Below are 19,177 nucleotides of genomic sequence, written 5' to 3'. Positions count from 1 at the left end.
AAATGTCTATGAGTCTGCCGCTTTTCCCGCTGAACACGGTGCTGTTCCCAGGTTGCATCCTCGATTTGCAGATCTTCGAGGCGCGCTACCTGGACATGATCAGCCGCTGCATGAAACAAGGCGGCGGCTTCGGTGTGGTGTGCATCCTGGACGGCGAAGAAGTCGGTATCGCCCCGGCGGGTTATGCGCTGGTGGGCTGTGAAGCATTGATCACCGACTTCAAACAGCAGGACAACGGCCTGTTGGGGATTCGGGTGCAGGGTGGCCGGCGTTTCAATGTCCTGCACACCGAGATCCAGCGCGATCACCTGACTGTCGCCGACGTCGAGTGGCTGGAAGACGAACCTGAGCAACCGTTGCAGGATGAAGACGCTGACCTGGTTGCGCTGCTCAAGGCCTTGGCCGAACACCCGATGGTCGAGGCGCTGAACATGGGCACTGAAGCAACCGGGCAACAGTCACTGGCCAATCAATTGGCGTATCTGCTGCCGTTTGCGGAAGTGGACAAGATTGACCTGCTGCAACTCGATGACCCGCAGCAACGGCTGGATGCGATTCAGGCGTTGCTGGATGAGTTGCAGGGCGAACTGTTTGCTTGAGCCCTAAAAGATCGCAGCCTGCGGCAGCTCCTACACGGGATATGTGTTCCCCAAGGAGCTGCCGAAGGCTGCGATCTTTTGATCTTTAAAGGCTCGCGTTAATAGGCATACCGCAACATCGCATGCGGCAAATGCCGTAAAGCAAAGAACGCAAACAACGCCAGCATCGACGGCAACACCAGCCACCAGACTTTAGGTGGCATTGGGTTGAGTGGTGTCTGGCGTTGACTCAGCCACAGGCTTGCCGCACAGACACACGCCGCCAGCATTGCGCCGGCCAGTACATCGGTCGGCCAATGCGCGCCCAGGTACACCCGCGACATAGCAATTGCCAGCGCCGGCATGCAGCCCAGCAACAGCCAGGTCAGGCGCATTCGTGGTGGTTGTCCGCGTCCAGCCAGAACTCCGAGCGCCAGAAACAACGCGAAGGAGCCGGAGGCGTGGCCGCTGGGCATGCTGTAACTGGTCAGTGGATCGGTCAGCACTTCCGGGCGCAGGCGGGCGAAAAAGTGCTTGGTCACGGTGTTGCCAATCGCCGTACACAACAGTGCGCCGCCAACGAAAATCGCCTGACGCCATTGCCGTGTCAGCAACAGCAGGCCGGTCAGCAGGGCGCTGAACACCAGCATATTTCGGAACTCGCCGAGCAGCGTGAAGATGACGGCCACCTCATCCATCATCGGGCTGCGGTGTTCTTGCACCAGAGTCATCAAGCCTTGATCGAGCGCGCTCAGGTGCGGGTAGCCGAAAAACAGCCCGAGCAGAATCACCAGGCCCAGGCTGGCAATGAAGGCGCTGGCGTGGCGATGGCGACGCAGGCTACTGGTGACACTCAAGCCGATCATGACCGCAATGCTGCCGGCGACGATCCCCGCTTCTGGCCAGAAGCCTTCCGGTAATGGCAGGCGAATCGCCGCGCCTGTGGCCCAGCCGGGCAGCAGGTAGGCAACGCTCCATCCCGCAGCGGCCAGCAGGCTGACGGCGATAAAGCGCGGGAAGGGCATGTCGAACATCCCGGCGACCATCGGCAGCATTGGCCGCAACGGCCCGATGAAGCGCCCGACTAACAAGCTGGCGATGCCATACCGCTGGAAATAAGACTCGGCCCCGGCGATCCATTCCGGGTGATGACGCAAGCCCGGCAGGCGGCGAATGTTCTGGTGGAAATGTCGCCCAAGAAAGTACGAAACCATGTCACCGAACAAACCACCGAGAAAACCCAGCAATAGTGTTTCGCCGAGCGGCAGCGCGCCGCTGCCGGCCAGCACCGCGATGGCAAACAGCAAAACGGTACCGGGCACGATCAGCCCGGCAATCGCCAGGCATTCCACGCAGGCCACTATGAACACCGCGGCGGCCAGCCACTGCGGATTGACCGTCAACCAACCGGTGATGCTATCGAGCCATGGGCCCATACCTACAACTCCACTTTACAAATTGCCCCCTGCGTAGGAGCTGCCGAAGGCTGCGATCTTTTTGATCTTGATTTTCTGCGGTATTGAAAAGATCAAAATCAAAAGATCGCAGCCTTCGGCGGCTCCTACAGGGAGATTGTGTTCACAACAAAAAATAATCGCGACCTTCGACCTGTCCCCGTCGCAGCGGGTTCCGCGTGCAATACGGCGCATAAGCCGCATCAACGAAGCGGTACATCAGATGTTCGTCACGTCCGTGGGGAATGCCCAGGCGAGTGGTTTGAATGATATGGGCGGGGACCGGGCCGACGTCTTGCACCAGCAGCACTTCATGATCAAAGCGCTTGGCGTCCCAGGCCGGCACCTTCAAACCCAGGGACTTGCACAGCAATGTTTGCCCGGCGCAGAGTTTTTGCGAGGGGCGAGGGCGGCCTTGAGCGTCGGGATTGTTCACCAGCATCTGCGCCAGACTCGCTGGCCCGCTCAATTCATCGACCCACGGATAAGCGGATTTGATCAGCACCGCATTGCCCGGCCCTTGGGCGCTGAAGTTCAGCGAATCGCCGCCCCGGGCGTAATACATATAGATGTGGCCGCCATCCAGAAACAAAGCCTTACGCTTTTCTGTGTAGCCAAGGGAGGCGTGACTGCCTTTTTCTTCGCAGTAATACGCTTCAGTCTCGATGATCCGGGCGCTGAGCCACAGGTCGCCGACACGATGACGGATGACTTTACCGAGTAAATCCCGGGCCAGAGTTTGCGCGTCACGGTCGAAAAACCCGTCCGGGAGCGCCGTAGGCAGGGCTGAAAGGGCGGCGCGAACAGTCAGGTTGGACATGATGAACGGCGTTTATCAGGGCTGATTGAGTCGCGATGATAACAATTTGCAGCTTAATCACGGCTGAACGTCGGCAAATTGCCCTCCATTTCGACCATCCGCCCGTCACCGCTGTTAGTCCAGAGACGCGACAGCTATAATCTGCCGCTTTACTCTTTTCCAAAATCCAGCAAAGACCACTCCTGACCATGACTGAGTCCGTCCTCGACTACATGACCCGCCTGGGTCGCGCTGCCCGTGAAGCGTCGCGCATCATCGGCCGTGCCAGCACTGCGCAGAAAAACCGCGCCTTGCAGGCTGCTGCCAATGCGCTGGATGCTGCACGCGGCGAGCTGACGGCGGCCAATGAGCTGGATTTGGCCGCAGGTCGCGCCAACGGTCTTGAGCCTGCCTTGCTGGAACGCCTGGCGCTGACCCCGGCACGGATCGACGGCATGATCATTGGCCTGCGCCAGGTCGCGGCGCTGCCGGACCCGGTCGGCGCGATCCGCGACATGAGCTTTCGCCCGTCCGGTATCCAGGTCGGCAAGATGCGTGTGCCGCTGGGCGTGATCGGGATCATCTACGAGTCCCGCCCGAACGTGACCATCGATGCCGCCAGCCTGTGCCTGAAGTCCGGCAACGCGACCATCCTGCGTGGCGGTTCCGAAGCGATTCATTCCAACCGTGCCATTGCCGCCTGCATCCAGCGCGGCCTGGCCGAGGCCGATCTGCCAGCCGCCGTGGTGCAAGTGGTCGAAACCACTGACCGTGCAGCCGTTGGCGCACTGATCACCATGCCTGAATACGTTGACGTGATCGTGCCGCGCGGCGGCAAAGGCTTGATCGAACGGGTTAGCCGCGATGCTCGTGTGCCGGTGATCAAACATCTGGACGGCATCTGCCACGTCTACGTCAGTGCCCACGCCGACCTGCCGAAAGCCCAGCGCATCGCCTTCAATGCCAAGACTTACCGCTATGGCATCTGCGGCGCGATGGAAACCTTGCTGGTTGATCAAAGCGTTGCCAAAGATTTCCTGCCGTCGATGGCTGCACAGTTCCGCGAAAAAGGCGTTGAACTGCGCGGTTGCGAACGCACCCGGTCGATCATCGAGGCCGTTGCCGCGACTGAAGACGACTGGAACACCGAGTACCTGGCGCCGATTCTGTCGATCCGCGTGGTCGACGGTTTGGATCAGGCCATCGAGCACATCAACAAGTACGGCTCTCACCACACCGATTCGATCGTCAGTGAAAACCTCGCTGACACCCGGCGTTTCGTGGCTGAAGTCGACTCGTCGTCGGTGATGATCAACACGCCGACCTGCTTCGCCGATGGCTTTGAATACGGATTGGGTGCCGAGATTGGCATTTCTACTGATAAGCTGCACGCCCGCGGCCCGGTGGGCCTCGAAGGTCTGACCTGCGAGAAGTACATCGTGGTCGGCGACGGCCAGTTGCGCGGACAGGAGTCGGTCTGACTTGGGCGATCTCGACCCGTCAGCCCCGGTCACTGCCGGCGAGGCTGAGCCTCGACGCATTGGCGTGCTGGGCGGAACCTTCGACCCGGTGCACATCGGCCATTTGCGCGGTGCACTGGAAGTCGCCGAATCGTTGGGCCTCGATGAACTGCGTCTGACACCCAGTGCCAGACCGCCGCATCGGGACACGCCACAGGTGTCGGCGCAGGACCGTCTGGCGATGGTCGAGTGCGCGGTGGCCGGTGTGGCACCGTTGGTGGTGGACGCCCGTGAATTGCAGCGGGACAAACCGTCCTACACTATCGATACCCTGGAATTGATGCGCGCCGAAATGGCCGCTGAGACCCAGGTTTTTCTACTTTTGGGCTGGGACGCATTTTGCGGCCTGCCCACTTGGCACCGCTGGGAAGAGTTGCTCCAGCATTGCCACATCCTGGTGCTGCAACGCCCGGATGCCGACAGCGAACCGCCGGATGCCTTGCGCAATCTGTTGGCGGCACGCTCGGTGAGCGACCCGCTGGCCCTAAAAGGGCCGAGCGGACAGATTGCATTCGTCTGGCAGACACCGCTCGCGGTATCCGCCACCCAGATCCGTCAACTGCTGGCCAGCGGTAAGTCGGTACGTTTCCTGGTGCCCGACGCGGTCCTGGCCTACATCGATGCGCACGGTCTCTACCGTGCGTCGAACTGAAAAAAAGGGCATGTTTCAAGGCACGAAATGACGTGTATTGAAACGCCCGAACATACGAGCAAAACGAGTTTTATATGACGAACAAAGACGTAACTAAAGTAAAGCGCAAAGGCACGTTCAAGAGCGCCCCGCTGCCTGAGCCGGTTCTCACCACCGAGCCCCTGAAGGGTGATGAGCTGGTCAAGGTTGCCGTAGCAGCCCTGGAAGACGTTAAAGGCCAGGACATCCAGGTCATCGACGTTCGTGAAAAGCAGAGCATCACTGACTACATGATCATCGCCACCGGTACCTCCAACCGCCAGATCGGCGCGATGCTGGACAAGGTCCGCGAAGCGGTCAAAGCCCTGGGCGTCAAGCCACTGGGTGAAGAAGGCAAGGGCGACAGCGACTGGGTTCTGCTGGATATGGACGACGTCATCGTGCACATGATGACCGCTTCGGCTCGCCAGTTTTACGACCTGGAGCGTCTGTGGTCCGGCGCCGAACAGAGCCGTGCTCTGAACGCGGCTCACCACAGCCCGGAAAACACCCACGAGCATTTCATCAAGCTCAACAAAGACCAGCAGTAAGGGACCGCTGTGCGACTGCGACTGATCGCCGTCGGTTCACGCATGCCCAAGTGGGTGGAAGAAGGCTGGCATGAATATGCCAAGCGTCTTCCGTCCGAGCTGGCGCTGGAACTGGTGGAAATACCGCTCAACACCCGTGGCAAGAACGCCGACGTGGCGCGCTTCATCCGTCAGGAAGGCGAAGCCATGCTGGCCAAGGTCGGGCCGAACGAGCGGATTGTCACCCTCGAAGTCCACGGCAAGCCCTGGAGTACCGAGCAACTGGCGGTCGAACTCGATCGCTGGCGGCTGGACTCTCGCACGGTGAACTTCATGGTCGGTGGCCCCGAAGGGCTGGCGCCGGAAGTCTGTGCCCGGGCGGATCAGCGCTGGTCGTTGTCGCCGTTGACGTTGCCGCACCCGCTGGTGCGGATTCTGATCGGCGAACAGTTGTATCGTGCCTGGACAGTGCTGTCCGGCCACCCTTACCACAAGTAGCTCTGCCCTCATGCCCCAGCCGATCCGCATCAAGGACCACGAAAAAGACGCCCGTCTGGTGCGTGGCCGCGTCGTGTTCGGGGCAATTGCGGTGGTGGCGCTGATCTGTGTGTTGATCGCGCGGCTGTATTTCCTGCAGGTCATCCAATATGAGTACCACTCGACCCTGTCGGAAAACAACCGCGTCCACGTGCAGCCGATTCCGCCGACTCGCGGGTTGATCTACGACCGTAATGGCGTGGTGGTGGCCGATAACCGGCCCAGCTTCAGCCTGAGCATGACCCGCGAGCGCTCCGGCGACTGGCAGCAAGTGCTCGACGTGATCGTCCAGGTGCTGGAACTGACCCCCGAGGATCGGGTGATCTTCGAGAAGCGCATGAAGCAGGGGCGCCGGCCGTTCGAGCCGGTGCCAATTCTGTTTGAGCTGACCGAAGAGCAGATCGCCCGGATCGCGGTGAACCAGTTCCGGCTGCCGGGTGTGGAAGTGGTCGCGCAGTTGGTGCGGCATTACCCGCAGGGCGCGCACTTTGCGCATTCCGTGGGCTACATGGGGCGGATCAACGAGAAAGAGCTCAAAACTCTGGACCCGGTGGGTTACAGCGGTACTCATCAAATTGGCAAAACCGGCATCGAGCGCTTTTACGAGCCCGAGCTGCATGGCCAGGTGGGTTACGAAGAAGTCGAGACCAACGCTCGGGGCCGCGTATTGCGCGTACTCAAGCGTACCGATCCGATTCCCGGCAAGGACATCGTCCTGAGCCTGGACATCAAATTGCAGGAAGCCGCTGAAACGGCGCTCGGTGGTCGCCGTGGTGCCGTGGTGGCGTTGGACCCCAATACCGGCGAAGTCCTGGCCATGGTCAGTCAGCCGAGTTTCGACCCGAACCTGTTCGTGACCGGCATCAGTTTCAAGGCTTACGCCGAGTTGCGCGATTCCCTCGACCGGCCGCTGTTCAACCGCGTGCTGCGCGGCCTGTACCCACCGGGCTCGACCATCAAGCCCGCAGTGGCGATTGCCGGTCTGGATTCGGGCGTGGTCACGGCCTCGACCCGGGTCTTCGACCCCGGCTACTACATGCTGCCCAACTACGATCACAAATACCGCAACTGGAACCGTACCGGCGACGGCTACGTGGATCTGGACACGGCGATCATGCGTTCCAACGACACCTACTTCTATGACCTGGCCCACAAGCTCGGCATCGACCGGTTGTCCTCCTACCTGGGCAAGTTCGGTATTGGCCAAAAGGTCTCGCTGGACATGTTCGAAGAGTCCCCGGGGCTGATGCCGTCCCGCGAGTGGAAGCGGGCGACCCGACGCCAGGCTTGGTTCCCGGGCGAAACCCTGATTCTGGGGATCGGCCAGGGCTACATGCAATCCACGCCGCTGCAACTGGCCCAGGCCACGGCGCTGGTCGCCAACAAAGGTATATGGAACCGTCCGCACCTGGCCAAGACTGTCGAGGGCGAGCGGCCGAAGGATGAGAACCCGATGCCGGACATCGTCCTGCGCGACCCGTCCGACTGGACCAAGGTCAACCACGGCATGCAGCAAGTGATGCACGGTGCTCGCGGTACCGCCCGTAAAGCGGCCATTGGTTCGCAATACCGGATCGCCGGCAAAAGCGGTACGGCCCAGGTGGTCGCAATCAAGCAGGGCGAGAAGTACGACCGCTCCAAGGTTCAGGAGCGTCACCGCGACCACGCCTTGTTCGTCGGTTTTGCGCCGGCAGATAACCCGAAAATCGTGGTGTCGGTGATGGTCGAGAACGGCGAGTCCGGTTCTGGCGTCGCGGCGCCCGTGGTGCGACAAGTGATGGATGCCTGGCTCCTGGACCAGGATGGCCGACTCAAACCGGAATACGCCGGCCCTATCAGCGCGGAGGCTACGGCCCGTGAAGAGTAATTTCGATCGCATCCTCTCCAGCGAGGACGTGATGCGTCGCCGTGCGACGCTGCTGCAACGCATGCACATTGACGGCCCGTTGCTGATCCTGCTGCTGACCCTCGCCGCCGGCAGCCTGTTCGTGCTGTATTCGGCCAGTGGCAAGAGCTGGGACCTGCTGGCCAAGCAAGCCACTTCGTTCGGCATTGGTTTGGTGTCGATGGTCGTGATTGCCCAGTTCGAACCGCGGTTCATGGCCCGTTGGGTGCCGATCGGTTATGTACTGGGCGTGCTGTTGCTGGTGGTGGTGGACGTCATGGGCCACAACGCCATGGGCGCCACGCGCTGGATCAACATTCCCGGGGTGATTCGCTTCCAGCCGTCGGAATTCATGAAGATCCTGATGCCGGCAACTATCGCCTGGTATCTCTCCAAGCGTACTTTGCCGCCACAACTCAAGCATGTGGGCGTCAGTCTGTTTCTGATCGGGTTGCCGTTCATCCTGATCGTGCGTCAGCCAGACCTCGGCACTTCGCTGCTGATCCTTGCTGGCGGCGCATTCGTCCTGTTCATGGGTGGTCTGCGCTGGCGCTGGATTCTCAGCGTGATCGCCGCGGCGGTGCCGGTGGCGGTGGCGATGTGGTTCTTCATCATGCACGACTACCAGAAGCAGCGAATCCTGACCTTCCTCGACCCGGAAAGCGATCCGCTGGGCACTGGCTGGAACATCATTCAGTCCAAGGCCGCCATTGGTTCCGGCGGCGTATTCGGCAAGGGCTGGCTGCTGGGTACTCAGTCGCACCTGGACTTCCTGCCGGAAAGCCACACGGACTTCATTATTGCGGTACTGGGTGAGGAATTCGGCCTGGTGGGCATTTGTGCGCTGTTGCTGATTTACCTGTTGTTGATCGGTCGCGGCCTGGTGATTACCGCCCAGGCCCAGACTTTATTCGGCAAATTGCTGGCCGGTAGCCTGACCATGACGTTTTTTGTTTACGTTTTCGTCAACATCGGTATGGTCAGTGGCCTGTTGCCGGTTGTGGGGGTGCCGTTGCCGTTCATTAGCTACGGAGGAACTTCGCTGGTGACGTTGCTGTCAGCGTTTGGGGTTTTGATGTCGATCCATACCCATCGTAAGTGGATCGCACAGGTTTGAATAAGGTGAAGATTTCAATGCAAGCAATGCGTGGCTGGGCGACTCGATACGCGCCGTGGGTCGGCCTGGTAGGCATCCTTGGTACCGCGGAACAAACGCGGGCCGGCGATTACGAAGGCTCACCCCAGGTGGCCGAATTCGTCGGTGAAATGACCCGCGACTACGGCTTTGCCGGTGAACAGCTGATGGCTGTGTTCCGTGAAGCCGAACGCAAGCAGGCAATCCTGGACGCCATCTCCAAACCCGCCGAACGGGTTAAACAGTGGAAAGAATATCGCCCGATGTTCATCACCGACGCGCGCATCGCCCGTGGTGTGGACTTCTGGCGTCAGCACGAGGCGGTACTGGCCCGTGCCGAACAGGAATACGGTGTGCCAGCCCAGGTGATTGTCTCGATCATCGGCGTTGAAACCTTTTTCGGCCGCAATACCGGCAATTACCGGGTGATCGACGCGTTGTCGACCCTGGGTTTCGACTATCCTCCCCGTGCCGAGTTTTTCCGCAAGGAATTGCGTGAATTCCTGCTACTGGCCCGGGAAGAGCAGGTCGATCCGTTGACCCTCAAAGGCTCCTACGCCGGTGCCATGGGCTTGCCGCAGTTCATGCCAAGCAGTTTTCGCGCTTATGCGGTGGACTTTGACGGTGACGGCCACATTAATATCTGGACCAACCCGGACGATGCCATTGGCAGCGTCGCCAGTTACTTCAAGCGCCACGGCTGGGTGGCCGGTGAGCCTGTGGTCAGCCGCGCCGACGTGCGTGGCGATCAGGTCGACGACGGTTTGACCACCGGCATCGAGCCGACAAAAACCGTCGGGGAGTTGCGGGCGCTGGGGTGGTCGAGTCATGATGCGCTGCGCGACGATATGCCGGTCACCGCTTTCCGCCTGGAAGGTGACAATGGCCCTGAATACTGGATGGGCCTGAAGAATTTTTACGCGATCACGCGTTATAACCGCAGCGTGATGTACGCCATGGCCGTACATCAACTGTCTGAACAGCTGGTCCAAGCACGGGGCGTCAAGTAATGCGGGCATTGCCTATTAAAAAACCCCTGAAGCTGATGGCATTCGCCGCGTTGGCGGTGCTGCTCGCCAGTTGTTCGACGAGCCGCGCGCCGACTCAGAAGTCCTCTGGAACCGCCGTGCGCGCCATGCCGGGGCTGGATGTCAACCGCGCCCACAAAGATGGCGCGCCATGGTGGGATGTCGATGTTTCGCGCATCCCGGATGCCACGCCAACCCTGCACACAGGCGCCTACAAGGCCAACCCGTACACGGTGCTGGGCAAGACTTACTTCCCGTTGAGCGATTCCAAGCGCTACGTCGCTTCCGGCACAGCTTCCTGGTACGGCACCAAGTTCCACGGTCAGAACACCGCCAACGGCGAAGTGTATGACCTGTACGGCATGAGTGCCGCCCACAAGACCTTACCGCTGCCAAGTTACGTTCGGGTGACCAACCTGGACAACAACAAGAGCGTGATTCTGCGGGTCAATGACCGTGGGCCGTTCTATTCGGACCGCATCATCGACCTGTCCTACGCTGCCGCCAAGAAGCTCGGTTATGCCGAAATCGGTACCGCGCGGGTCAAGGTTGAAGGGATTGATCCGCAAGAGTGGTGGGCTGCCAAGGGCCGTCCGGCGCCTTTGATGCTCAATGAGCCTCAAGTAGCGCAAAATGCCGCGCCGACGATTACCGCCTCTGCGGGGACTGTCGAGCAGTGGACGCCACCGCCGCAGCAACACGCGTCGGACACTGTGCCTGTGCAAATCGCTGCAAAAAAAAACGCTTCTGTACCAGCCTCTGGCCAGTATCTGCAGGTGGGCGCGTTCGCCAACCCGGACGCTGCAGAACTCCTGAGATCGAAGCTCAGCGGGATGGTGAGCGCTCCGGTGTTCATCAGCTCGATCGTGCGCAACCAACAGACACTGCATCGGGTGCGCATGGGGCCGATCGGTTCTCAGGGTGAGATCCAGCAAGTGCAGAACAGCGTGCGAATGGCCAATCTCGGTTCACCGAGCCTGGTCACCGCCGAGTAACACGCAGTACTAGATTGAGGGTTCGCTTGCGGTTTGGGGGGTGAACCTGGTTGTTGGCTCGTTGAAGAACAAAAGCCCGGCAAGGGTTACAGAGTGAGCAACTGAACACGCGACAGCTCGTTAGAAAGCTGTCTGATTAGTTTTGCCCCTTAGGGTAAGTTTCCATTAGCGATTTCGAGAGACGGATGAACATCACCACCTTTGCCAAACGCCTGTGCCTTCTAGTCCCGCTGCTCATCTCGCCAGCCGCCTTCGCGGTCGAGATGATGCCGTCGCCACCACAACTGGCCGCTAAAGCCTATGTGCTCATGGATGCCAGCAGCGGCAACGTGCTGGTTGAGAACAACGGTGACCAGCGTCTGCCGCCAGCCAGCTTGACCAAGCTGATGACCGCGTACATTGCGACCCTGGAAATCCGTCGCGGCCAGATCGGCGAAAACGATCCGGTGACCGTCAGCGAAAACGCCTGGCGTACCGGCGGTTCGCGGATGTTCATCAAGGTCGGCTCGCAGGTCACTGTCAGCGACCTGCTGCACGGCATCATCATTCAGTCGGGTAACGACGCCAGTGTTGCGCTCTCCGAGCACATCGCCGGTAGCGAAGACGCGTTCGCCGACCTGATGAACAAAACGGTCGCTGATCTGGGCATGTCCAACACCCACTTCATGAACCCGACCGGCCTGCCGAACCCTGAGCACTACTCGACAGCTCATGACATGGCAATCCTGGCTCGCGCGATCATCCACGAAGACCCGGCTCACTATGCGATCTACTCGCAGAAAGAGTTCTTCTGGAACGGCATCAAGCAGCCTAACCGCAACCTGCTGCTGTGGCGCGACAAGACCGTTGATGGTCTGAAAACCGGTCACACCGAGGAAGCCGGCTACTGCATGGTGTCTTCGGCTGTACGTGATGGCATGCGCCTGATCGCCGTGGTGTTCGGCACCAACAGCGAAGTGGCTCGTGCTTCCGAAACGCAAAAGCTGCTGACTTACGGTTTCCGCTTCTTCGAAACCCAGACCTTCTATCAGAAAGGCGCCGAGCTGGCTCAGGCCCCGGTCTGGAAAGGCACCACCAATCAAGTCAAGGCCGGCCTGGCTGAAGACCTGACCATGACCCTGCCAAAAGGCCAGCTGAAAAAGCTCGCCGCCAGCATGACCATGAACCCGCAACTGGTTGCGCCAATCGCCAAGGGCGACGTGATCGGTAAAGTCGAAGTGAAATTGGACGACAAGGTAGTGCACAGCGCTGACCTGATCGCTCTGGACGCGGTCGACGAAGGTGGTATCTTCCGCCGCATGTGGGATAGCATCCGTCTATTCTTCTACGGCTTGTTCAACTGAATTAGTGTGGACCAGCATGGCCCCGTTCCCATCCGGAGCGGGGCCATGTTCGTTGCCACGGCTTACGCTTACGAGGCCGTTACGCCATGACAGACACAGAAGTAAAGGCGCCAAAGATCGAATTTCCCGCCAATGACTACCCGATCAAAGTGATCGGCGACACCATTGTCGACATCAAGCAAAAGATCATCGACATCGTCAAGAAACACGCGATGGTCAACGATGAGCGTGTGGACGAACGCCAAAGCAGCAACGGCAAGTACACCACCATCCAGTTGCACATCATCGCCACCGGTCAAGACCAGCTGTACGACATCAACAGCGAGCTTCGGGCTACCGGTTTCGTACACATGGTGTTGTGATGTCTGGCACGCTGGGCTTTCGTGAGCTCGGCCAGATGGCTTACGAGCCGGTCTGGCATGCCATGCAACGCTTTACCAACGAACGCGGCACTGATGCTGCGGACGAGATCTGGCTGGTGGAACACCCGCCGGTGTTCACCCAGGGCCAGGCCGGCAAGGCCGAGCACCTGTTGCTGCCGGGAGATATCCCGGTGGTGCAGGTTGATCGCGGTGGTCAGGTGACTTATCACGGCCCAGGCCAATTGGTGGCTTACCTGTTGCTGGATGTGCGCAAACTGGGTTTCGGCGTGCGTGACCTGGTCACCCGCATGGAGCTTTGCCTGATCGAGTTGCTGGCCAGCTATGGCGTTACTGCTGCAGCCAAGCCAGACGCGCCGGGCGTCTACGTCGACGGGGCGAAAATCGCTTCTCTGGGTCTGCGGATCCGCCACGGTTGTTCCTTTCATGGCCTGGCCCTGAACGTGGACATGAACCTGGAACCGTTTCGACGGATTAATCCCTGCGGCTACGCCGGGCTGGCGATGACCCAGCTGAGCGATCACGCAGGATCGATTGAATTTGCCGAGGTAAGTGCCCGGCTGCGCGCGCAGCTCGTCAAACACCTCGACTATGCTGAGCAGACGACCCTCACGGGCGGAATCGACTGATATGACTACTGATGCAGTGCAAACCATGATCCCGACGCTGGATGTTACCGAGCGCCCGGCCCCGCGTGCCAAGGTTGAAGCCGGCGTCAAGCTGCGCGGCGCCGAGAAGGTTGCACGCATCCCGGTAAAGATCATTCCGACCACCGAACTGCCGAAGAAGCCTGACTGGATTCGCGTGCGCATCCCGGTTTCCCCGGAAGTCGACCGCATCAAGGCCTTGCTGCGCAAACACAAGCTGCACAGCGTCTGCGAAGAAGCGTCCTGCCCGAACCTGGGCGAGTGCTTCTCCGGCGGCACCGCGACCTTCATGATCATGGGCGACATCTGCACCCGTCGCTGCCCGTTCTGCGACGTCGGCCACGGTCGTCCGAAGCCACTGGACGTCAACGAGCCGCAAAGCCTGGCCATCGCCATCGCCGACCTCAAGCTCAAGTACGTGGTGATCACTTCGGTGGACCGCGACGACCTGCGTGACGGCGGTGCCCAGCACTTTGCCGACTGCATCCGCGAGATCCGCAAGCTGTCGCCGAACGTGCAGCTCGAAACCCTGGTCCCGGATTACCGTGGGCGCATGGACGTGGCGCTGGAAATCACCGCCACCGAGCCGCCAGATGTGTTCAACCACAACCTGGAAACCGTGCCGCGCCTGTACAAGGCTGCGCGTCCGGGTTCGGACTACCAGTGGTCGCTGACCCTGCTGCAACGCTTCAAGCAGATGATGCCGCACATTCCGACCAAGTCCGGCTTGATGCTGGGCCTGGGCGAGACCGACGAAGAAGTCATCGAAGTCATGAAGCGCATGCGCGAACACGACATCGACATGCTGACCCTCGGCCAGTACCTGCAACCGTCCCGCAGCCACTTGCCGGTGCAGCGTTTCGTGCACCCGGACGTGTTCGCCTGGTTCGCCGAGGAAGGTTACAAGATGGGCTTCAAGAACGTGGCTTCCGGCCCGTTGGTGCGTTCCTCGTACCATGCCGACGAGCAGGCGAAGCTGGTTAAAGCCGAGCTGATGTCGTCCTTGTGATTTGCCGATGACACAAAAAACGCCCGCATGGCTTTTCAGGCCTTGCGGGCGTTTTTTTGCTTTGCCTACCTCCAGCAGAGGCTTTTCCTGCAATGCGCGGCGCAACTGACCCTCTTCTGTTTGTTCCCGTTCCTGACTACTGTGTGCAGAAGTTTTAACGCAGGGAGATTCATGGATGACCGTTCGACCGACCCATACCCTTTTTCCTCACGCACCTGTACCGGCCTTGCCGTCGGAAGGGGTGATCGGCGTGATTGCGCCCGCTGGTCCCGCGCCGCTGGACACTGAAAGGGCGCTGCAATGGATGCGCGCCCGAGGCTATTCGCTGCGGGTATTCCCCGGCGTTTACGAGAAAGACGGCTACCTGGCTGGCAGTGACGATGTGCGGCTCAATGACCTGCACGGTGCCTTCGCCGACACCGAGGTCGACGCGATTATTTGCCTGCGCGGCGGTTACGGTACGCCGCGCTTGCTGGATCGCATCGACTTCGACTTGTTGCGTGCCAATGCCAAGCCCTTTATCGGCTACAGCGACATCACCGCGCTGCACGTGGCGATCAGTCGTTACGCAGGTTTCGTGACCTTTCATGGTCCGCTGCTCAACGCCGACCTGCTGGGCGACAAGCAGCAGCCGACCGAGTCGTCGTTCTTCAGCATGCTGCGCGGGCAGGTGAAGGCGGGTAGCGTGTTGTCCCACCCGGTGGCCTACCCGTTGACCACTATCGAGCCTGGCATCGCTCATGGGCGCTTGCTGGGCGGCAATCTGTCGATGATTGCCTCGATCATGGGCACGCCATACGAAATGGATGCAGAGGGTGTGATTCTGTTCATCGAGGACGTCAACGAGCCGCTGTACCGCATTGACCGGCTGCTGACGCAATTGCGCCTGGCGGGCACGCTGCACAAATTGCGCGGGGTTCTGGTCGGGGATGTGGCGGGGGTTGACGCCGCTGCGCTGGCATTGCTGCTCAAGCAAACCTTCGAGCCGCTGCGGATTCCGGTACTGGCCGGTTGGCGTAGCGGGCATTGTGAGCCGAACCTGACGTTGCCGATGGGGGCGTTGGTGCGGCTGGATGCGGGGAATAAGGTGTTGGTGTTGGAGCAGGATGTGGTGGTCAGGCGTTAGAACGCGGTTGCCAGTTAGTCAGTCTTCGCGGGCAAGCCTCGCTCCTACAGGAGTTACATAACCCTGTAGGAGCGAGGCTTGCCCGCGAAGCTTTTAGCGGCTGCGCAAACCTTCCAGCAACTTGTGCGTCGGATACCCATCCGCCGGCCAGCCAAACGACTGTTGGGCGCTACGGATCGCCTTGCGGGTGTTGGCGCCAATGATGCCATCGGCGTTGCCGGCCTCGTAGTTCTGGGCGCTCAGCAGGTTTTGCAGTTCGATCCGCTCGCTTCGACTCAGCGGCAAATCATCTTTCGGCCAGGTGCCGCTGATCAGGCCGGCGCCGTGGAAACGCTCCGACAACAGGCTCACCGCCAAGGCGTACGACGACGAGTTGTTGTACTTCAGGATCGCCCGGAAGTTGTCGAGGATCAGGAACGCCGGGCCGCGATAGCCCGCCGGCAACAACAGAGCGGCAGACAGGTGTTCAGCGCCGGCCGGGACCTGTTCGCCATTGGGCAGGGTCACGCCCATTTGCAGCCATTCGGCGACGCTTTTGCGGATGGCGCCGTCGGCCAAGGCATAGTTGAAGCCGCCAGCCAGTTGCACTTCGAAGCCCCACGGCTGGCCTTTCTGCCAGCCGGAGCTTTGCAGGTAGTGCGCGGTCGAGGCCAGGGCATCGGCCGGGCTGCCCCAGATGTCGCGGCGACCGTCGCCATCGAAATCCACGGCGTGGGTGTTGTAAGTAGTCGGAATGAATTGGGTCTGGCCCATGGCGCCGGCCCAGGAACCAAGCATTTTCTCCGGCGTGATATCGCCCTGTTGCAGGATTTGCAGGGCCGCAATCAACTGCGCATGAGCAAAGCCCGGGCGTCGTCCTTCATAGGCCAGGGTCGCCAGGGAGTTGATCACCGACTTGGTGCCCTGGAACTGCCCGAAGTTACTCTCCATGCCCCAGACCGCAACGAGTGCCTGGCGATCAACGCCATAACGCTGTTCGATGCTTTGCAGGATATCGGCGTACTGGCCGACCAAGGCCTGACCTTTGCGAACCCGCAACGGCGACAGCGCACCGTCGAGGTATTCCCACACCGGGCGGGAGAATTCCGGTTGGCTGCGGTCGGCGCGGATGACGCTTTCGTCGAAGCTGACATTGGCGAACACGCGGTCGAACAGATCGGCGCGGATGCCGGCGGCCAGGGCGTCCTTGCGGAAACCGGCCTGCCATTCAGCGAAGGTCTGCGTCGGCTGGATGTCGAGGTCGTCGCCTGTCGGCACGACTGGCGGTATGACCGCAGGAGCCGTTGTGACGGGGAGAGTCTGAAGCGGTTGGGCGTCGGCGGCGGTCGGTTTTTCCGCGCAGGCGACAAGCAGTATGAGGCTGGAGGCAGCAATCAATTGGCGAAGGTGCCAACGACGGGAAAGACGAAGGGGCATGCACAGGTCCAGGGAATACGAATCAGATGCAGACCTTAACATGTAGAAGGGGTGTTCTGCTTTAAGCGGCCAGAAAGTAAGAAGCCTCCCAGCTATTAGACTGGAAGGCTTCGCGGCGGTAGCTGCCTTTGCCCTTGCCGGCGGGTTCCTGACGGCTGCGGAACAGTGGCTGGGCGATGATGGATTTGGCCTTGTTGGGGCCATGCTTGGATGGCTTTTTGCTCATGATGAAATCTCACAGGTAGGTGGGTTTTGCGGGGGAAATAATCTGCCGAAGTTTGGGTTCTGTCTATAGGGCAGATGGATGTGAGTTTTGTAGGAAGAAAGATCAAAAAATCGCAGCCTTCGGCAGCTCCTACGCGCCTGTGGGCGCTGCCGAAGGCTGCGATCTCTTGATCTTGCTTTTGATCTTACTCGGCCGGCAACGACAATCTCTGCCCGGCCATCAACAACGACAACCGACTCAAACTCATCCACGGCGAACCGGCGGCCTGGCCTTTGATTTGCGCATCAATGCGCTGCGCTTCCAGCAACAACTGCGCCCAGCGTTGCGCGGAGTAGCGTTGCAGGGCTTTGCTCATCAGTGGTTTGCGTTTGTCCCAGACCGGTGGTCGGGCCGAACTGAACGCTTTGTCCAGCGGCACGCCCTGGCTGTATTGCAGCGCCAGGCTGGCCAGCAAGCGCAGTTCACGGGCCAGGGCCCAGAGAATGACCGGGGGTTCGACGCCTTCACCACGCAGCCCTTCGAGCATGCGCAAGGCGTGGGCGGCTTCGCCGTTGAGAATCGCGTCGGTCAGGCCGAACACGTCAAAGCGTGCACTGTCGGCGACGGCAGCCTGCACGGTTTCGACGGTGATCTGGCCACCCTCGGCCATCAGCTTGAGCTTTTCGATTTCCTGGGCCGCGGCCAACAGGTTGCCCTCGACCCGTGCGGCGATCAGTTCGACAGCGTCCTGGCTGGCAGACAACCCGGCCTGGGACAACCGCTGGCGAATCCAGCTCGGCAACTGGTTGGCATCCACCGGCCAAATCTGCAAGAACTGGGTCTGTGAACCTTCAACCAGCGCCTTGCCCCACTTGGTTTTCTGGGCGGCGCCATCGAGCTTGGGCAAGCTGATCAGCAGTACGGTGTCTTCGGCCGGGCGCCCACAGTATTCGATAAACGCGGCGGCGCCTTTGTCACCCGGCTTGCCTGACGGCAGGCGAAGTTCCAGAAGACGCTTTTCAGCGAACAACGACATGCTGGCACCGGCCTGCAACAACGTACCCCAGTCGAAACTGGCGTCGGCGGCGAAGACCTGGCGTTCATCAAAACCCTGCTGACGAGCAGCCGCGCGGATGGCGTCGGCTGCCTCCTGGCACAACAGTGGGTCATCGCCACTGATGACGTAGACCGGCGCAAGGGCGCCTTGCAGGTGTTTGGCGAGTTGGGCGGGGGCGAGTTTCATAAGAGAGGGCAAACGGGGCGCCTGAGCGCCCCGTAAGTCTTACTGCTGCGGGATTTCGACGGGCGACTGACGCGGGGTTTCCGCTTCAGCCTTCTGCGCGGCTTGCAGTGCATCGGCGTCAGCCTTGGCACGTGCATTCGCGGTCGCTTGCAACTGATCCAGCTGAGCCGGGGTGATCTGTTGCAGGCGCAGGATCATGCGCTGAACCAGTTCGCGACGGGTTTCTACGCGGGCAGTGTTGGCTTCCTGGTCGGAACCCACCAGGTTGTTGCCGTCGTGAATGAAGATCTTCTCAACTTCGAGCTTGTCGCTCTTCAGTGTCAGATCGTGCTCACCACGGATTTCGTAGTTCAGCACCGTGGTCACCTGGTACTCACCTGTACGGCCGGCACCGGCATAACTGAGGATGCGCTGGTTTTCCTGCTCATCCGTCAGAATCAGCTTATACGGTGCTCCGGTGTAGACCTTGACGCCGCTGCTCTGCAGCACTTGGCGCAGTTGCGTCACGGTTTCGCCGTAAGCGTTGCGGGCGCTCACGTCGAGTTCCTTGATCGCCAGTTCGGTAGTGCCGGTGCCGCGCAGCTGGAAACCGCAGGCGCTCAACAGGACTGCGAGGCCCATCACCAGCAAGTTGCGTTTGATCATCTTGTTGCTCCCCTTGAAACCATGTGGGCCGA

At 60.5% G+C, this 19,177-nt stretch carries 20 protein-coding genes; 14 read left to right on the top strand and 6 right to left on the bottom strand.

All coding sequences use genetic code 11. The annotated features are described in order from the left end of the window. Positions 1-8 precede the first annotated feature (8 nt). Complete coding sequence (locus JFT87_RS00965; protein ID WP_201198160.1) at positions 9-599, top strand: LON peptidase substrate-binding domain-containing protein; 591 nt, start codon at positions 9-11, stop codon at positions 597-599. Positions 600-697: 98 nt separating this feature from the next. On the opposite strand, the gene JFT87_RS00960 is transcribed toward JFT87_RS00965, so the two are convergent. Both JFT87_RS00960 and JFT87_RS00955 read right to left on the bottom strand, forming a co-directional pair. Continuing rightward, positions 698-2,014, bottom strand: a complete 1,317-nt coding sequence (locus JFT87_RS00960) for a bifunctional DedA family/phosphatase PAP2 family protein (protein ID WP_201198159.1) — start codon at positions 2,012-2,014, stop codon at positions 698-700. 142 nt (positions 2,015-2,156) lie between these two features. After that, positions 2,157-2,852: a DNA-3-methyladenine glycosylase gene (locus JFT87_RS00955; protein WP_201198158.1), complete on the bottom strand. Its 696-nt coding sequence runs from the start codon at positions 2,850-2,852 to the stop codon at positions 2,157-2,159. A gap of 188 nt (positions 2,853-3,040) precedes the next feature. Here JFT87_RS00955 and JFT87_RS00950 point away from each other — a divergent pair, with 188 nt between their 5' ends. From JFT87_RS00950 to JFT87_RS00890, 13 genes are all read left to right on the top strand, one after another. Further along, on the top strand, positions 3,041-4,312 hold the full coding sequence (locus tag JFT87_RS00950; RefSeq protein WP_201198157.1) for a glutamate-5-semialdehyde dehydrogenase: 1,272 nt from the start codon (positions 3,041-3,043) through the stop codon (positions 4,310-4,312). Between the two features lies 1 nt (position 4,313). After that, entirely contained in the window at positions 4,314-5,003 is a 690-nt protein-coding gene (gene nadD / locus JFT87_RS00945) for a nicotinate-nucleotide adenylyltransferase (protein ID WP_201198156.1), read from the top strand. A 74-nt stretch (positions 5,004-5,077) separates the two neighbouring features. Beyond that, complete coding sequence (gene rsfS / locus JFT87_RS00940) at positions 5,078-5,572, top strand: ribosome silencing factor (RefSeq protein ID WP_131063098.1); 495 nt, start codon at positions 5,078-5,080, stop codon at positions 5,570-5,572. A 9-nt stretch (positions 5,573-5,581) separates the two neighbouring features. After that, positions 5,582-6,049 (top strand): 23S rRNA (pseudouridine(1915)-N(3))-methyltransferase RlmH, encoded by a 468-nt coding sequence (gene rlmH, locus JFT87_RS00935; RefSeq protein ID WP_003185785.1) that lies wholly within the window; start codon positions 5,582-5,584, stop codon positions 6,047-6,049. A gap of 10 nt (positions 6,050-6,059) precedes the next feature. Continuing rightward, positions 6,060-7,955, top strand: a complete 1,896-nt coding sequence (mrdA, locus tag JFT87_RS00930) for a penicillin-binding protein 2 (protein ID WP_201198155.1) — start codon at positions 6,060-6,062, stop codon at positions 7,953-7,955. Between the two features lie 31 nt (positions 7,956-7,986). Next, entirely contained in the window at positions 7,987-9,090 is a 1,104-nt protein-coding gene (rodA, locus tag JFT87_RS00925) for a rod shape-determining protein RodA (protein WP_201205042.1), read from the top strand. Positions 9,091-9,107: 17 nt separating this feature from the next. Next, entirely contained in the window at positions 9,108-10,118 is a 1,011-nt protein-coding gene (gene mltB, locus JFT87_RS00920; RefSeq protein WP_201191913.1) for a lytic murein transglycosylase B, read from the top strand. Then, entirely contained in the window at positions 10,118-11,131 is a 1,014-nt protein-coding gene (locus tag JFT87_RS00915; protein WP_201198154.1) for a septal ring lytic transglycosylase RlpA family protein, read from the top strand. The genes mltB and JFT87_RS00915 overlap by 1 nt, the downstream gene beginning before the upstream one ends. 185 nt (positions 11,132-11,316) lie before the next feature. Beyond that, positions 11,317-12,474: a D-alanyl-D-alanine carboxypeptidase family protein gene (locus tag JFT87_RS00910; protein ID WP_201198153.1), complete on the top strand. Its 1,158-nt coding sequence runs from the start codon at positions 11,317-11,319 to the stop codon at positions 12,472-12,474. Positions 12,475-12,560: 86 nt separating this feature from the next. Further along, positions 12,561-12,836, top strand: coding sequence for a DUF493 domain-containing protein (locus JFT87_RS00905; protein ID WP_201198152.1), 276 nt, complete (start codon positions 12,561-12,563; stop codon positions 12,834-12,836). Continuing rightward, positions 12,836-13,483 carry a lipoyl(octanoyl) transferase LipB gene (lipB, locus tag JFT87_RS00900; protein WP_201198151.1) on the top strand — a complete coding sequence of 216 codons (648 nt, stop codon included), beginning with the start codon at positions 12,836-12,838 and terminating at the stop codon, positions 13,481-13,483. Before JFT87_RS00905 ends, lipB begins: the two co-directional genes overlap by 1 nt. A gap of 1 nt (position 13,484) precedes the next feature. Next, complete coding sequence (lipA, locus tag JFT87_RS00895; RefSeq protein ID WP_446739711.1) at positions 13,485-14,510, top strand: lipoyl synthase; 1,026 nt, start codon at positions 13,485-13,487, stop codon at positions 14,508-14,510. 175 nt (positions 14,511-14,685) lie between these two features. Then, positions 14,686-15,636: a S66 peptidase family protein gene (locus JFT87_RS00890; protein WP_201198150.1), complete on the top strand. Its 951-nt coding sequence runs from the start codon at positions 14,686-14,688 to the stop codon at positions 15,634-15,636. 93 nt (positions 15,637-15,729) lie between these two features. Here the strand turns inward: JFT87_RS00890 and JFT87_RS00885 are convergent, their stop codons facing one another. From JFT87_RS00885 to JFT87_RS00870, 4 genes are all read right to left on the bottom strand, one after another. Continuing rightward, positions 15,730-17,052 carry a lytic murein transglycosylase gene (locus JFT87_RS00885; protein WP_201198149.1) on the bottom strand — a complete coding sequence of 441 codons (1,323 nt, stop codon included), beginning with the start codon at positions 17,050-17,052 and terminating at the stop codon, positions 15,730-15,732. A gap of 61 nt (positions 17,053-17,113) precedes the next feature. Continuing rightward, on the bottom strand, positions 17,114-17,278 hold the full coding sequence (gene arfA / locus JFT87_RS00880) for an alternative ribosome rescue factor ArfA (protein WP_056744572.1): 165 nt from the start codon (positions 17,276-17,278) through the stop codon (positions 17,114-17,116). A gap of 184 nt (positions 17,279-17,462) precedes the next feature. Beyond that, complete coding sequence (gene holA / locus JFT87_RS00875; RefSeq protein ID WP_201205038.1) at positions 17,463-18,500, bottom strand: DNA polymerase III subunit delta; 1,038 nt, start codon at positions 18,498-18,500, stop codon at positions 17,463-17,465. A 39-nt stretch (positions 18,501-18,539) separates the two neighbouring features. Next, on the bottom strand, positions 18,540-19,145 hold the full coding sequence (locus tag JFT87_RS00870; protein WP_201198148.1) for an LPS-assembly lipoprotein LptE: 606 nt from the start codon (positions 19,143-19,145) through the stop codon (positions 18,540-18,542). Positions 19,146-19,177: the final 32 nt, after the last annotated feature.

Source organism: Pseudomonas sp. TH15 (assembly GCF_016651105.1).
Lineage (GTDB): Bacteria > Pseudomonadota > Gammaproteobacteria > Pseudomonadales > Pseudomonadaceae > Aquipseudomonas.
Note: the sequence above shows the minus strand (reverse complement) of the source record. Positions and strands in the feature narration are given on the sequence as shown.

Excerpts from the sequence above, each read along its gene's own strand:
- JFT87_RS00965 (WP_201198160.1), top strand. The coding sequence starts at position 9 with ATGAGTCTGCCGCTTTTCCCGCTGAACACGGTGCTGTTCCCAGGTTGC.
- JFT87_RS00960 (WP_201198159.1), bottom strand. The coding sequence starts at position 2,014 with ATGGGCCCATGGCTCGATAGCATCACCGGTTGGTTGACGGTCAATCCG.
- JFT87_RS00955 (WP_201198158.1), bottom strand. The coding sequence starts at position 2,852 with ATGTCCAACCTGACTGTTCGCGCCGCCCTTTCAGCCCTGCCTACGGCG.
- JFT87_RS00950 (WP_201198157.1), top strand. The coding sequence starts at position 3,041 with ATGACTGAGTCCGTCCTCGACTACATGACCCGCCTGGGTCGCGCTGCC.
- rsfS (WP_131063098.1), top strand. The coding sequence starts at position 5,078 with ATGACGAACAAAGACGTAACTAAAGTAAAGCGCAAAGGCACGTTCAAG.
- mrdA (WP_201198155.1), top strand. The coding sequence starts at position 6,060 with ATGCCCCAGCCGATCCGCATCAAGGACCACGAAAAAGACGCCCGTCTG.
- rodA (WP_201205042.1), top strand. The coding sequence starts at position 7,987 with ATGCGTCGCCGTGCGACGCTGCTGCAACGCATGCACATTGACGGCCCG.
- mltB (WP_201191913.1), top strand. The coding sequence starts at position 9,108 with ATGCAAGCAATGCGTGGCTGGGCGACTCGATACGCGCCGTGGGTCGGC.
- JFT87_RS00915 (WP_201198154.1), top strand. The coding sequence starts at position 10,118 with ATGCGGGCATTGCCTATTAAAAAACCCCTGAAGCTGATGGCATTCGCC.
- JFT87_RS00910 (WP_201198153.1), top strand. The coding sequence starts at position 11,317 with ATGAACATCACCACCTTTGCCAAACGCCTGTGCCTTCTAGTCCCGCTG.
- JFT87_RS00905 (WP_201198152.1), top strand. The coding sequence starts at position 12,561 with ATGACAGACACAGAAGTAAAGGCGCCAAAGATCGAATTTCCCGCCAAT.
- lipB (WP_201198151.1), top strand. The coding sequence starts at position 12,836 with ATGTCTGGCACGCTGGGCTTTCGTGAGCTCGGCCAGATGGCTTACGAG.
- lipA (WP_446739711.1), top strand. The coding sequence starts at position 13,485 with ATGACTACTGATGCAGTGCAAACCATGATCCCGACGCTGGATGTTACC.
- JFT87_RS00890 (WP_201198150.1), top strand. The coding sequence starts at position 14,686 with ATGACCGTTCGACCGACCCATACCCTTTTTCCTCACGCACCTGTACCG.
- JFT87_RS00885 (WP_201198149.1), bottom strand. The coding sequence starts at position 17,052 with ATGCCCCTTCGTCTTTCCCGTCGTTGGCACCTTCGCCAATTGATTGCT.
- arfA (WP_056744572.1), bottom strand. The coding sequence starts at position 17,278 with ATGAGCAAAAAGCCATCCAAGCATGGCCCCAACAAGGCCAAATCCATC.
- holA (WP_201205038.1), bottom strand. The coding sequence starts at position 18,500 with ATGAAACTCGCCCCCGCCCAACTCGCCAAACACCTGCAAGGCGCCCTT.
- JFT87_RS00870 (WP_201198148.1), bottom strand. The coding sequence starts at position 19,145 with ATGATCAAACGCAACTTGCTGGTGATGGGCCTCGCAGTCCTGTTGAGC.